This is a genomic window from Cohnella suwonensis (genome assembly GCF_042655365.1).
GTDB classification, from domain to species: Bacteria; Bacillota; Bacilli; order Paenibacillales; family Paenibacillaceae; genus Cohnella; species Cohnella suwonensis.
In genome coordinates this window covers 26,520-42,065 of record NZ_JBHSMH010000023.1, presented here as the reverse complement: position 1 = coordinate 42,065, position 15,546 = coordinate 26,520, and the positions used below count along the sequence as shown (strand labels likewise).

The window sequence follows — 15,546 nt, the reverse complement described above, 5'->3', positions numbered from 1 at the left end:
CTATACCGCATCCTCGTGCAAAAAGCAATCGGACCAGTGCCCATTCCTCATGGAATGCCTGGTCCGATTTGATTTTCTATGCTATTTCGCTGCTGCCGCCGCTTTCAGAAGCACGGCAACGGCTTCCGCCCGGGTGGCGCGGTCTTGCGGAGCGAACCGGTTGTCGCCTTTTCCTTGCGCGATGCCCGATTGCTTCGCGTAAGCGACGCCGGCTCTCGCCCATGCCGGGATATCCTTATCGTCCGAGTAACCGGTCGTCGTTTGCGCGTCCGCCGAATGTCCAAGGGCGTTCGCGATCATCGCCGCCATCTCGGCGCGGGTGATCTCCGCATCCGGGCGGAAGCTGCCGTCCGCGTAGCCTTTCAAGATCCCTGCCTTTACCGCCAACGCGACGGCCTTCTTCGCCCAAGCTCCGATGTTCGCCGCGTCGGCGAAGGTGAGCTGCGCTTCCTCGCTCTGCAGCTTGAGCGCGTTCACCAGCATGACGGCGAACTCGGCGCGCGTCACGGTCCGGTTCGGCTTGAACGTGCCGTCCGGGTAACCCGAGGCGATTCTGCTCTCCACCGCTTGCTTGATGCTCGCTTCCGCCCAATGTCCGGCGATGTCGCGGAATGCAGCATCCGTTGTCTCTTTCGTCGGCGTTTCCTCCGTTACGGCCAAGCCCGTTTTCCCGTCAACGACGAGCACGGCGAATTTCGTGAAATGATCGACTTCCGCGCTTATGCGATTCCCGTTGATCTTGCCGCCTTCCACTTTCACCCAAAGCTTCTTCACTTCATCATAGTAGAAGATCGCAACCGTTTGTCCGCTCTTTACTTTTGCCTGATCGAACGATAACGTCAGCGTAACCGGCTTGCTGAAGTTTTCCGAAAAGTTTTTCAGCAATTCGTACACCGGGCTGGACAAAATCTCTCCATTGCTCATTACACTTTGCGTATTCGACACGATCTCAATCGTTAAGTCCAGCTGCTTGCTTGAAACGCCTGTTGGGATGGAGATGACGATCGCTTTATCCAGGCTCACCTCGCCGATTCTTCCAGCCGGAAGCGTAATTTTCCCGTCCTTAGAGGTGATCGGGCTTAAGCCTCCGCCACCTCCGCTGCTGCCGCTGCTGCTGCTGGAAGCGCGGTTCACGGTTACCGTATACACGTTCTCCGTGCCGTCCTGCGCGGTCACCCCGATCCGAATCGGGTTCGCCCCCACGATCAGGCCGGATGCGCGATAGGTATAAATCGCTCCCGTTACCGTCTGATAAACGGCTCCCGTGACGGACAAGGTTTGGGCCGGGTCTGCCTGCACGAAAGAGACATTCAGGCTGGACACCGCGTAATCCAAGTCCACGTTGTAATTCAAATTCGATGGCGTAAACGATGGCGACAACGTTCCCTGATCCACGGACAGGTTGGACAACAGCGCGTTGTTGCTTCGCCATTGCGCGTACAACGTGAAATTGTCCGCTCCCATGACGAACGTATCTCCCGCTGCGTAACGCGTCCCGCTTCCGTCCGCCGACGTGTTCCACCCCGCGAACGTATAGCCTGCCTTGATCAGATTCCCCGTGTTGCCTAGCACCATGACGCTGGCGTTTTGGTTATAGTTGCGGTTTGCCGGTGCATTCCCGGACGTAGCGCCGTTGCCGTCGTAGGCGACGGTGGACTTATCCAACCATTTCATCATCGTGGCCTTGTTGGAATTTCCCCCGTCTACATAAGCGACGTAAGAATCGCCGTCGTACACATTCAGCGAAATGTAATTGGCCGCGCTTGCTGAAAATCCCGAGTCTCCTACCGTCTCCCAACCGCTCCCGTTGTACTTCATCACCGTAGCCTTGTCGGATTTCCCAAAATCCTTATAAGCGACATAAGGGGTGCCGTCGTACACATACAGCGAAATGTAATCGGCCTTACCTGCCGAAAACCCCTCGCTTCCCACCGTCTCCCAACTGCTCCCGTTGTACTTCTTCACCGTAGCCTTGTCGGAATTTTGCCAATCCTTATAACCCACATAAGGAGTGCCGTCGTACACATACAGCGAAATGTAATCGGCCGTGCCTGCCGAAATTCCCTCGCTCCCTACCGTCTCCCAACTGCTTCCATTGTACTTCTTCACCGTAGCCTTGTCGGCATATCCCGAATCCCTGTAAGCGACATAAGGGGTGCCGTCGAATATATACAGCGAAGTGTAATCGGCCACGCCTGCCGAGAATCCGGCGCTCCCTACCGTCTCCCAACTGCTTCCATTGTACTTCATCACGGTCGCTTTGCCGGAATTTCCATAATCCGCATAAGCAACATAAGGTGTACCGCCATAGACAGCCTGCGATACGCTAAAGGCTGCGCCGGCCGAGAATCCGGCGCTCCCTACCGTTTCCCAACCGCTCCCATTATACTTCATGACCGTGGCCTTATCGGAATTTGCGCCATCCTTATAAGCGACATAAGGAGTGCCGCCGAACACAGTGAGCGACGTGAAATCGGCCTGGCCTGCTGAAAATCCGGCGTTCCCTACCGTCTCCCAACCGCTCCCGTTGTACTTCTTCACCGTGGCCTTGTCGGAATTTCCATAATCCCTGTAAGCGACATAAGGTGTGCCCTTATCGACATACAGCGAGGTGTAAGAGGTCTCCCCTGCCGAAAATCCGGCGCTGCCTACCTTACGCCATGTTTTTACGGTTTCCGTTGATTCCGTCCACTGCGCGTAAAGTGTTATATCGGCTGCGCCGATCGTAAACGTGTCTGCCTCGGCGTAATACGTTCCGCTTCCGTCCGCCGCCGTATTCCACCCCGCGAATAAATAGCCCGGCTTGACCAGATTCCCCGTGTTGCCAAGCACCGTAACGCGGGAATCGTAGGCGTAGGCACTTGGTGTCGGCACGCTTCCGGATACGGCGCCGTTGACGTCATAGGTTACCGTGCGGCTGTAACTGCTGACGGTCCACTGCGCGTACAGCGTCACGTCGTTCGTCCCCATCGTGAAGGTATCTCCGGCGTTGTAATCCATTCCGCTTCCATCCGCCGCCGTATTCCATCCTGCGAACGTATGATCCGTTTTCGCCAAACTTCCGGTGTTGTCCAACACCGTAACGTTGGCGTTTTGGACAAAGCCGCTGCTTCCTGCCGGTACGGTCCCGGACAAAGCGCCATTGCCGTCGAAGGTAACGGTGTACATCGGCGCCATCACCGTGGCCTTATTGGAATTTCCCCCATCCGCATAAGCGACATAAGGTGTGCCGTTATGCACATACAATGAAGTGTACATGACCGAGCCTGATGAAAATCCGGCGCTCCCGACCGTCTCCCAACTTCCGTTGTACTTCTGAACCGTGGCATTGGTGGAAAATCCATCCCGATAAGCGACATAAGGAGTACCATCGTACACGTACAGCGAAGTGTAGTCGACCCCTCCTGACGTAAATCCTTCGCTCCCTACCGTTTCCCAAGTGCTCCCGTTGTACTTCATCACCGTACCTTTATTGGAATTTGCACCATCTTCATAAGCAACATAAGGGGTACCGTCATCGACAAACAGCGAAGTGTAATCGGCCACGCCTGCAGAAAAGCCGGCGTTCCCTACCGTCTCCCAACTGCTTCCGTTGTACTTCATCACCGTCGCCTTGTCGGCATTTCCCGAATCCTTGTAAGCGACATAAGGGGTACCGTTGTATATATACAGCGAAGTGAAATCGGCCACGTCGACCGAGAATCCGGCGTTCCCTACCGTCTCCCAACTGCTTCCATTGTACTTCATCACGGTCGCTTTGCCGGAATTTCCATAATCCGCATAAGCAACATAAGGGGTACCGCCATAGACAGCCTGCGATACGCTAAAGGCTGCGCCAGCCGAAAAGCCAGCGTTCCCTACCGTCACCCAACTGCTTCCATCATACTTCATTACCGTGGCTTGGCCGGAATTTGCGCCATCCTTATAAGCGACATAAGGAGTGCCGTCGTACACAGTGAGCGACGTGAAATCGGCCTGGCCAGCCGAAAACCCGGCGCTCCCCACCGTCTCCCAACTGCTTCCGTTTTTCTTCATCACCGTGGCCTTGTTGGAATTTCCATAGTCCCTGTAAGCGACATAAGGAGTGCCGTCGTACACGTAGAGCGACGTAAAATCGGCCTGGCCAGCCGAAAACCCGGCATTCCCTACCGTCTCCCAGTTGCCTGCAGCTGCATAAGCGTGGCTTCCTCCATGTACAAACAATCCCGGCATGCCGCCAATGGCCACAACCATCGCCAGCATCAACACCCATAATTTCTTCCGCTTGAAATTCATCTTTTATCCCTCCTGATTATTCCTGATATTCATGGGCTCGGTTTGAATCATCGTTCATTTTACCGGCGTCTCATATGCACAAAACTAAAAAGAAAGCGCTTCAAGTCAGGTATTGTTGAAAATCGTAAAAATAAAATAGGAAAGGCCCGCGATTTTACGCGGGCCCTGCTAGTCTGTTACCGAGTCATGTTGAGAAGAACCGTTACGGCCTCCGCTCTTGTCGTCTTGCCGGACGGATCGAATTCGCCCGAGCCTTTGCCTTTCACCAGGCCTTGCTTCTGGATGGCGTCCACCGCGCCTTTCGCCCACTTTGGAATCTGCTTGTCATCCGCGAAGCCGGTTGCGGCGTTCGCATCGATCGGCAGTTCCAAAGCACCGGCGATCATCGCCGCCATTTCGGAGCGGGTGATTTCCGCATTCGGACGGAACGTACCGTCGTTAAAGCCCTTGATGATTCCGGCTTGCACTGCCAGCGCGACCGCTTGCCGCGCCCATGCTCCGATCTCCTTCGTATCCGTGAACGACAGCTCGGCTCCTTCTCCTTGCAGCTTCAACGCCCGCACCAGCATGACGGCAAATTCCGCACGCGTCACGGTCCGGTTCGGCTTGAACGTGCCGTCCGCATACCCGGCGACGAAACCGGTGCTCACCGCTTGCTTGATGCTCGCCTCCGCCCAATGGCCGGCAACGTCGCGGAATGCAGCATCCGTTGTCTCTTCCGTCGGCGTTTCCGTCGGCGTTTCCTCCGTTACGGCCAAGCCCGTTTTCCCGTCAACGACCAGCACCGTGAATTTTGTGAAATGATCGACTTCCGCGCTGATGCGATTGCCGTTGATCTTGCCGCCTTCCACTTTCACCCATATCTTTTTTGCTTCGTCATAGTAGAAGACCGCTACCGTTTGTCCGCTTTTTACTTTCGCCTGATCGAACGACAACGTCAGCGTAACCGGCTTGCTGAAGTTTTCCGAAAAGTTTTTCAGCAATTCGTATACCGGGCTGGACAAAATCTCTCCATTGCTCATTACACTTTGCGTATTCGACACGATCTCAATCGTTAAGTCCAGCTGCTTGCTTGAAGCGCCTGTAGGGATGGAGATGACGATGGCGTTATCCAGGCTCACCTCGCCGGTTCTCCCGGCCGGAAGCGTAAGCTTCCCGTCCTTAGAGGTGATCGGGCTTACATCGCCGCTACCTCCTCCTCCGCTCCCGCTGCTGCTGGAAGCGCGATTCACGGTTACCGTATACGTTTTCTTCGTGCCGTCCCGCGCCGTCACTTCAATCGTGACCGGGTTATCCCCTGCGGCAAGGTTTATCGCGCCGCTCGGTTGACCGCTGATCACCGATTGCCCGTTAATCGTGATCGCGGCACGAGAATCGGATGCGGTCGGCGTAACGGTAAGGCTCGAAATGCCGTTCGCCACACCGGCAGCGTAGGCCGTCGTTCCGGACGCGAAGCCGGGACTTAACGTGCCGCTCGACAGCGCCAATCCGCTCAAGTCCGCATTACTGCCGGAAGCGCGATTCACGGTTACCGTATACACATTTTCCGTGCCGTCCTGCGCGGTCACTCCGATCCGAATCGGGTTCGACCCAACGGTCAGGCCGGATGCCTGATAGGTATAAACCGCGCCCGTTACCGTTTGATATACGGCTCCCGTAACGGACACTGTCTGGGCCGGGTCTGCCTGCACGAAAGAGACATTCAGGCTGGACATCGCGTAATCCAAGTCCACGTTGTAATTCAAATTCGATGGCGTAAACGATGGCGACAACGTTCCCTGATCCACGGACAGGCCGGACAACATGGCATTCGTTGAAAACCATTGCGCATATATCGTCGTATCCGCCGTGATCGGAGCAGCGAAATCGAAAGCTGTCGTCAAGCCGCTGTCCGCATGCCACCCGCCGAACGTATAGCCCGTCCTCGTCGGGGCTTCCGGTTCGGTTGCCACGCTCTCATAAGTCACGGTCTGGCTGCTGACTGCCGTTCCGCCGTTGCTCTCGAAGCTTACCGTAAGGCGGTTCGCTGTCCACTTCGCATACAGCGTCGTATCTTTCGTGATCGGAGTTGCGAAATCGAAAGCTGTCGTCAAGCCGCTGTCCGCGTACCAGCCGCGGAACGTATAGTCCGTCTTCGTCGGGGCGACCGGTTCGGTCGCCGTGCCGCCATAAGCTACCGGCTGGCTGTTTTCAGCCGTTCCGCCGTTGCTGTTATACGTCACGGTGAACGCCAGCGCTTGCAAATACGGATATCCGTTATTCGCTTGCGAATGAATTCCCCATACGCTGTCAAAGTCCCAGCTTGCCTCCGTATAAGTGCTTTGCGTCTTAAGCTCTTCCGTCGATTGGCCGTCGCCTTTGCCTGTATCCGTCTGTCCTGTTGTATCCTTGTCGTAGAAGCTGTTGCTGATCGTCCCTCCCTCAGTATATCCAACCAAACCGCCTACATTTTGGCTGCTTGTTACGGTTACAGGTCCTGCGGCGTAGCTCCCGCTGATCGTTCCTCCCGGAGTATATCCAACCAAACCGCCTACATATCTGCTGCTTCCTTCTACACTTCCCGTGGCGTAACTGTCGCTGATCGTTCCGTTATTAGTACCAACCATGCCGCCTATAGAGCTTGTGTAGATTGGGGAATAGCTGGTTTCCCCGCTCACACTTGCTGCAGCGTAGCTGTCGCTGATCGTTCCACTGCTATTTCCAACCAAGCCGCCCACTTTGCTGCCTAACCCGCTTGTTCCGGACACGCTTCCTGTGACGAAGCTGCCGCTGATTGTTCCACTACTATTTAATCCGACCAAGCCGCCTACCGAATAGATGCCTGTAACATTAACATTTATCAGCTTCATATTCGATAGTCCGGCATTATTCGCATAACCGAATAACCCTACATAATCATTCGAACCCAACCTATGAATGGTCAAGCCCGTAATGACATACCCGTTACCGTCCATATTTCCTTTAAATGGCTTATTCCCATCTCCTATAGGCAGCCAGCCTTCGCCAGCCGCGTACCTGCTCAAATCAATATCCGACGTCAGCTTAAAATAAAAGCCGGCGTCCAAATGGTTCCTGACGGAATAAAGCTGACCGGCGGTTGCGATCAGATAAGGATCGTCGGCAGTCCCTGCTTGGGCAAATACGGAGGACATGGTCTGCACCACTGTCGCATTCGCACACCCGGTAGCCCTGATCACAATCTTATGATCGCCTTCTTCAGCCAACACGCCTGCCTTGATGGTGAGCTTCCCTTCGCTGAGCGTGTAATCGGTTCCCTCTGTCAGCAGCCGCGATGTCGTGTTGTCCTTCACCTTCGTGATTGCCGCACGCCAAGCGGCGTCATCCGTAAACGTAATCTCAATGTCGTGCGACTGATCCAGATCCGTTGTATCCGCTGTCAAGCCCGGAGATGCCATAGCCGTGTTCAGACGCATCACTGTCGCTTTATTCAAGTGATCCTCATAGGCGACATACGGGATGCCCTCATAGACATATAACGATTCGACAGCTGCTTCATCCTCCGAAAATCCTGCGCTGCCCACGGTCGCCCAGCTGCTTCCATCATACTTCATCACTGTTGCTTTCCAGCTATTCCCGCCATCACTATAGGCCACATAGGGATTCCCATCGTAGACATATAACGATGTGCCGTTTGCAGTACCCGCCGAAAATCCGGCGTCGCCCACATTCACCCAACTGCTTCCATCATACTTCATCACCTCCGCTTTCCAGCTATTCCCGCCATCACTATAGGCCACATAGGGAGTCCCATCGTAGACATATAACGACGGGGACCAGGTCGCACCCGTAGTAAACCCTTCGCCGCCCACGGTCTCCCAGTCGCTTCCATTATACTTCTTTACCGTCGTTCTATAGCCATATCCGGCATCCGTATAGGCCACATACGGGGTGCCATTGTAGACAAATAGAGTCGTGTAGGATGACCCACCCGAAGAAAACCCGTCGCTGCCCACGGTCACCCAGTTGCTTCCATCATACTTCTTCACCGCCGCTCTACTGCTATTCCCGCCATCCATATAGGCCACATAGGGAGTCCCATTGTAGACATATAACGATGTGCTGCTTGCAGTACCCGTCGAAAATCCGGCGCTGCCCACGGTCACCCAGTTGCTTCCATCATACTTCATCACCGTCGCTCTACTGCTATTCCCGCCATCCTTATAGGCCACATAAGGGATGCCATTGTAGACAAATAACGACGTTTCGGAAGCCTGACCCGCCGAAAATCCGGAGCTGCCCACAGTTACCCAGCTGTCGCTGCCGCTTTCATACTTCTTCACCGTGACTCTGCCGCGATTCGCGCCATCCTTATAGGCCACATACGGTGTCCCATCGTAGACAAATGACGATGTGTATGATGCATTTCCTGCCGAAAATCCAGCGTCGCCTGCCGTCTCCCATACCTGCACCATATCCGCCGCATATGCCTTGCCTTCCCTAGGCGCAAGCAGCCCCGGAATCGCTCCCCATACCAACAACATCGCCAAGATGATGGCCGCTGCTTTGTTCCCCAACTTCCGTTTACCCCTTAACCTCATTCCTCTTCCTCCATTTTTGCTGGATGGTTTTCAATCATTTTACCGATCACTCTTGCAGACTAAACTAAAAAGAAAGCGCTTCATGTCAGGTATTGACGAGATTCGTAAAAAAAAGAAAAGACCCGCGAGTTTACACGGGTCCTGCCGGTCTGTTACCGGACCATGTGGAGAAGAACCGTTACGGCCTCCGCTCTTGTCGTCTTGCCAAGCGGATCGAATTCGCCCGAACTTTTGCCTTTAACCAGTCCATGCTTCTGAATGGCGTCCACCGCGCCTTTCGCCCACGCGGGAATCTGTTCGTCATCCGCGAAGCCGGTTGCGGCGTTCGCATCGATAGATAAATTCAATGCACCGGCGATCATCGCCGCCATCTCGGCGCGGGTGATCTCCGCATCCGGGCGGAAGCTGCCGTCCGCGTAGCCTTTCAAGATCCCTGCCTTTACCGCCAACGCGACGGCCTTCTTCGCCCAAGCTCCGATGTTCGCCGCGTCGGCGAAGGTGAGCTGCGCTTCCTCGCTCTGCAGCTTGAGCGCGTTCACCAGCATGACGGCGAACTCGGCGCGCGTCACGGTCCGGTTCGGCTTGAACGTGCCGTCCGGGTAACCCGAGGCGATTCTGCTCTCCACCGCTTGCTTGATGCTCGCTTCCGCCCAATGTCCGGCGATGTCACCGAAGTTCGGCTGCGTGCCGGTCGACGGCTCCTCCGCCGTTGGGCTCACGGCGAATACCGCGTATTTCGTGAAGTGATCGACGTCGACGACGATTTCGTTGCCGTTCACGACGCCGCCGACTTTTACCCATTCCTTCTTCGTTTCGTCATAATAGAAGACGGCGACCGTCTCGCCGCTCTTTAATCCCGCCGGATCGAAAGCGAACGTCAACGTGACCGGGTGGTCGAAGTTATGCTCGAAGTTCTTCAGAATTTCGAAAATCGGGCTGACGACAACTTCATTGTTCGTAAGCAGCGACTGCGAATCCAGAACCTTGTCGATCGTAACCTTCAGTTCTTGTTCTGAAGCGTCCGCGGGAATAGTGACGGTCACTTCATTGTTCAAGCTGACTTCGCCGGAGGTTCCCTGCGGAAGCGTTAATTGGCCGTCGTTGGACGTGGTGGTTGCGGGCGGAGCGATCGGCACCGTCGGACCGCTGACGCCTCCACCGCCACTTCCGCTTCCGCTACTATTTCCGCTGCCGCCACTCGCCTGAGCGTTGCGGGTTACCGTAACCGTGTACGTCTGGGCGCTGCCGTCCTCTGCCGTCACGATGATGGCAATCGGATTAGGCCCTACGTTCAGAGAAATCGGACCGCTGGCTTCGTCGCTAATCGCCGGATTCCCGTGTACGGACAACGTCGCGTTGCCGTCCTCCGCGCTCGCCGTTACGGTCAGGCTCGATACGTCGTAATCCACGCCGGCAGTATAGACCGTCGTATCGGGAGTGAAGCCGGGACTTAACGCCCCGCTCGACAACGATAAGCCGCTCAAGTTCGAATCGTCGCTGGCCAGAGCCGCGCGATGGATCGTCAGCCGATACGGATTCATCGTCAGCCCGTCTTGCGCCGTGACGTCGATCGAGATGACGGTGGCGCCGACCTCCAAGCCGGAGATATCATAATGATATACGCCGTTATCTATAGAAGAGTAAGTCGCCCCCGTTACCGATAGCGTCTGATCCGCATGGCCTAAAACGACGGTAATATGAAGACTCGTCGCGTTGTTAGGCACATCTACCGAGTAATTCAATTCTGTCGGCACGAACGTCAACGCGCCTTGATCCACGGTCAGGCCCGACAACAAGGCGTCGTTGCTAACCGGGACGACACGGTCTGCGACCGTCTGGACGACCGTCGCATCGGCGTAGTTCGGCGCCACCACCTTGATCGTATGCGTTCCTAACGCCAGGGCCCCTGCTTTGAACGTGATTTTCCCGGCGTTAACGCTGTATTTGGATAACGCCAACGTCTTCGTTCCGTCCTTCACCGCCGTAATCTCGTCCCGCCACGCCTCGTCGTCCGCGAACGTCACTTCGATCTCGGTCGACGGATCGTTGTCCGTCGCGTCCGCCGACAGTGACGGCGAAGGAATCCAAGTCACCGTCTGATCTACGCTTGCGTCCAAGTAGTCGGTAGCCGTCACCGTAATCCGATGGCTGCCTTCGGCCAGAACGCCGGGGTTAATCGTAATCTTGCCGGCGCTCACGACGTAATCCGTCCCCCGCTGCAAGGCCGTCGTTCCGTCCTTCACCGCCGTAATCGCTCCGCTCCATGCCGCATCCTCCGGGAAAGTCACCTCGATCGCATTCACGACGTAATTAACCGTAGCATCCGCCGTTAGCGTCGGCGACCTCAGGAATACCCGCTGGTTCGCGGTCGCATCCGCATAATGCCGAGTCGACACCGTAATCGTATGATCCCCCACCGCCAACACGCCCGGATGAAACGTGATCTTGCCGGCGGTAACGACGTAGTCCATTCCCGGTTGCAAGGTCGTCGTCCCGTCCTTCACGGCTACGATCTCGTTACGCCACGCCGACGACTCCGGGAACGTCACTTCGATCGGGCTCAACGTATCGTTGATGGTCGTATCCGCGGTTAGCGCGGGAGGCGTCAGCAAGAATCGTCGGATCATCGGCTTATAACCAATGAACCCCAAGTTCTCGGAATTGGCCGCGTAGAGAACGCCTTGGTCGACGAAGAGCGACAGGGCGCCCGAAACGCCGAGAGAGCCCATAGGAATCCAGTTGCTGCCGTTATATCTCTTCACCGCCGCAGTGCCGTCCGCTTGATCAGACGCCGAGTAGAGAATCCCGTCGCTGATGAAGAAGGACGTGGCATCGAACGAGAAGGCACCCCTTAACGAATCCGGATTGCCCGTTGGTTCCCAAGGCCTCCAACTGCTTCCCGTATACTTCTTCATGCCGACCGCGACGTGAGACAAATCCACGAAAAGCACATGAGGGATCCCGCCCTCCATGTATAAGAGCGGCTTCAGCAGATTGTTATCCGCAAACTTGCCCATGTCCTGCCAACTGTTGCTCGTCTCGTCGAATTTCTTCACCCAGCCCCCTGTGTATGTTAACATATAACCTTCGTATTGAACCCATTCCATCGATTCACTCCGGTAAGCCACATAAGGAATGCCGTCTAAGACCGACAAGGAAATCTCCGTAACCGCAGTATCCGAGAATCCTACGGTCCCCAAGGTTTCCCATCCGTCGATGGACTCCTTATATTTCTTTACCGTGAGTTTGCCGTTACCCCCCTCACGATAAGCGACATAAGGAATGCCTTTGGCGACGGTCATCGAGAGCACGCCCGACGATACGACCCCGCCCCCGACGGTCGACCATACGTTGCCGGTCTCGTCGTACTTTTTTACGAATCCTCCGCCATCCATATAAGACACATACAAGTTGTCGCCTTCGGCAACCAAAGTAGGAAAAATTCCAGTCCACGCTCCGCCCCCCGTATCCACCCAGGCGCCTTGAACGTACTTCTTGACGAAGAGAGAGCCAAGTGTCTGATCGACGTAAGCCAAGTAAGGAGTGCCGTGAAAGACGGCAAGTGACATCTTAAACGAACGACCCGGCGAGAACTGGTCGCCAAGTAATTGCCAGCTGCCTGCATCCTTTTCTTTCAGTTCATTGATGACGATATCCTGAGCGTAATTAAAAAAAGCGCCCGCACCGATGATCAATTCGTTATCCGATCCCGTTAACGGTTTGCTTAAGCCGATCGTCAGCGTGCTCTTCCCGTTATAAAGTCCCCCGGTCCTTGTCAAACCGACGGTATCTTCGGGACCGAGCGCAGTGAAGCCGGGCACATCCGTTCTTTTGATCCATATCTTGTTTTTCAAATCTTCAAGAGTCCCCGCTAACGCAAAATTCACCAAGAACGGAATGACGATGGAATTGTTGCCTTCGTTCGTGGATACCGACCACATCTGATCCTGCGTCAGATTGCTGACATAACAGGATTTGGGCTTTCCGGGCGCCGGATCGAACCCGCCGAATTCGCTGGTCAAGCAACTGATGCCCATAAAAGATTTCGCTTCTTTTAATTCGGTTACGAATTGATCCACCCCGTTAACCGTTGCCCCGTAACGCACGTTTTTCGTGCCCGTGAAGATACAATTCGTCGCTTCGGTCGCGCAGAATGTCCACTGGCTTTCCGCGGACGCATGCTGCGTCGTCGGAGAGGCGATCGATAAGACGGACAATAGCGCCAATCCGGCTAATAGCATTGCTAAGTTGAGCGACAAAACCTTCTTCATTCTTGTTAGTAACATAGATCATTAACTCCTCTAATCGAAGATGGGTAAGAGAGCATTTCGCGAAAATAGCGTGGCTATGGACAATACTCCTGCCAGTTCGATTATAGGGAACGCCGATGAAAGAATAATAAAAGAAAATAACGAAAAAAAGCCCACAACCGCGCCGTGTAAGGCTTTCGCGGATATGGACCCTGTCGGGAATTTATTTATTGGCGCCTGCCCCGTTGTTACTCACTCACGGTTTCAGACGAATCGGGCTCGTATTCGCGACAGTCGCAAGCATCTTTTCGCTTCTTACCATCACGGATTGGCATTGGGAACAGACGGGTACGACGGAAAACGTGAAATTATCCCTCATCCAGCCCTTGCAGCTTGCAGCTGAGCAGGACCATATGGCGGTAATCTCCTCCGGCACGTCTTCCTGTTGCTTTTTGCGAGAATAATACAAGTGCATCCCTCTTTCCAATGCTCGATTACATGAATGTCTTATTTCGCTCGGAAATAAAAAATTCACATATCGTACAAGGCTATTCCGTGCAAGAATAACCCTCTACGCTATGTGAATTCGGTCACAAATTCTATTCTCTTACTATACCCCATTCGGCCGGGAATAGCTAATGGCAAATAAACGGCTATCGCAAAGGAAGCTCCGCGATAGCCGTTACGCGTCTTACAGCTTGAACTTCGAGACCGCCGCTTCGAGCCCCGCGCTTCTCGTCTTCAGCAGCTCGGTCGTGTCGGCGATCCGTTGGGCCGCGTCCAGCTGATCAGCCGACATTCTCTGAATGGATACCGTATTCTCGGCAGCCGCGATCGAGATCGCGGAAATCTGCTCGACCGACGCGGCGACTTCCTCGGAACCGGCCAGCACTTCTTCCGACGCCTCGGAGATTTCCTGAATCTGTCCGCTCACGTGCACGAACCGGTCCATCGTGTCTTGGAACAGCGTCTCCGCTTGGCCCGACAGCTCGGTACCCACGAGGATCTCCCGGCTGCCCACTGCCATCCGTTCGCCGATCCGGGCGGACTCTTGTTGAATCTGTTGCAGTACGGACGTGATATGAGTCGCCGACACCGCGGACGATTCGGCAAGCTTGCGCACTTCGCCGGCGACGACCGCGAAGCCCGCTCCCTGCTCGCCCGCTCTCGCCGCTTCGATGGCGGCGTTCAGCGCCAGCAGCTTCGTCTGCTCGGCGATGTCCGTAATCGAGCGAAGCACCGGTTCGATTTCGTCCATGTGCCGGTTGAGCGTCGTTACGGCATTCGACGAATCCAATACGCCGTCGGAGATGCGGGCGACCTGCCCTCTGAGCTGTCGGATCGAGACCCTGCCTTGCTCCGCCGTCTCCAGCGCTTCGACCGAAGCTCTCGAGACGTTGGCCGACGCTTCGGACACCCGCTGGATGGCCGTCGTGATCTCTTCCATCGACTTGGCGCTCTCTTCGGCGCCGGAGCGTTGGTGCTGCGCGCCGTCGGCCAGCGACGCGATCGATTGCTCGAGCTTCACGTTCAAGGCGACCATCTGCTCCGCCTCGGAGCCGAACCGATCGGTGGACTCGACGAGATTATGAGCGGTCAGCTCCATGTCGCGAACGACTTCGCCCATCGTGACGCCAAGCCTCTCGATCATCTTGTTCATGGCGGAGTAAGCTTGCCCGATCTCGTCGCTCGATCTCGTCCGGATCGCGCCGAGCCGAACTTTCGCAGCCGCGAAGTCGCCTTGGGCGATCGCCTCGGCTCCCTGTACGATGACGCCGAGAGGCTTCAAGGCCCGAGACAGGAACAGCACGATGACGAGGAAGAAGACAAGCGTGAGCGCGCCCATCAGAACGAAGAGCGGCGTGTTGTCCTTGATGACTTCGCGGTAGACCGTATGGAAGACGGAGACGTCGGTGTCGATGCCGAGCGCGCCGACGACGGTACCGTCGGCGCCGCGAAGAGGCGCGTACGCGGAAATGTAATTCCCGTATTCCGGATTATGGATTATGCCGGACTTGGCCGACTCGCCCTTCAGCACCGCCTCGATCGCGCCCTTCGGCATATCCGTCACTTCGCCGATCGGAGACGCGAAGTCGGAATCCTTCGGCTGGCCGTCGATGAGCAGGAGCGGCTGCCCCTTGTCGTCGATCTTGACCGTGTACACGTACAAGGCGCCGGTCTGGATGCGGTATTGGTTCAACTGTTCGCGGATACTATAGTATTGGTCGCTCTCTTGGGGATTCTTGGCGAACGCTTCGTAGTTCTTCACGTCGAATTGACCGGCATAAGCCTCCGCGTTATGGATGCTGAACTCGCCGATCGCTTCTTCGCTGGCCTTCTTCGTGTTCTGGATCTGCATGTATATCAGGGTAAACGATAGGACGATCAGAATCGCCAGAATAAAAATGCTTAGCTTTACTGACAGTCGACTTCTCAATCCGGTCATGGTGTCGGAATTCCCC

The 15,546-nt window shown here is 55.5% G+C and carries 5 protein-coding genes; all 5 read right to left on the bottom strand.

Going from position 1 to position 15,546, the window contains the following annotated elements; translation table 11 throughout:
• Positions 1-81: 81 nt before the first annotated feature.
• On the bottom strand, positions 82-4,275 hold the full coding sequence (locus ACFPPD_RS09765; protein WP_209749153.1) for an S-layer homology domain-containing protein: 4,194 nt from the start codon (positions 4,273-4,275) through the stop codon (positions 82-84).
• 176 nt (positions 4,276-4,451) lie between these two features.
• Positions 4,452-8,810, bottom strand: a complete 4,359-nt coding sequence (locus tag ACFPPD_RS09760) for an S-layer homology domain-containing protein (RefSeq protein ID WP_209749154.1) — start codon at positions 8,808-8,810, stop codon at positions 4,452-4,454.
• Between the two features lie 176 nt (positions 8,811-8,986).
• Entirely contained in the window at positions 8,987-13,120 is a 4,134-nt protein-coding gene (locus tag ACFPPD_RS09755; protein ID WP_209749155.1) for a hemoblobin-interacting domain-containing protein, read from the bottom strand.
• A gap of 220 nt (positions 13,121-13,340) precedes the next feature.
• Positions 13,341-13,559 (bottom strand): cold-shock protein, encoded by a 219-nt coding sequence (locus tag ACFPPD_RS09750; RefSeq protein ID WP_378082042.1) that lies wholly within the window; start codon positions 13,557-13,559, stop codon positions 13,341-13,343.
• Positions 13,560-13,775: 216 nt separating this feature from the next.
• Positions 13,776-15,530 carry a methyl-accepting chemotaxis protein gene (locus ACFPPD_RS09745; RefSeq protein WP_209749157.1) on the bottom strand — a complete coding sequence of 585 codons (1,755 nt, stop codon included), beginning with the start codon at positions 15,528-15,530 and terminating at the stop codon, positions 13,776-13,778.
• Positions 15,531-15,546 lie beyond the last annotated feature (16 nt).

Coding starts and splice junctions, on each gene's coding strand:
- ACFPPD_RS09765 (WP_209749153.1), bottom strand. CDS start 4,275: ATGAATTTCAAGCGGAAGAAATTATGGGTGTTGATGCTGGCGATGGTT.
- ACFPPD_RS09755 (WP_209749155.1), bottom strand. CDS start 13,120: ATGTTACTAACAAGAATGAAGAAGGTTTTGTCGCTCAACTTAGCAATG.
- ACFPPD_RS09750 (WP_378082042.1), bottom strand. CDS start 13,559: ATGCACTTGTATTATTCTCGCAAAAAGCAACAGGAAGACGTGCCGGAG.
- ACFPPD_RS09745 (WP_209749157.1), bottom strand. CDS start 15,530: ATGACCGGATTGAGAAGTCGACTGTCAGTAAAGCTAAGCATTTTTATT.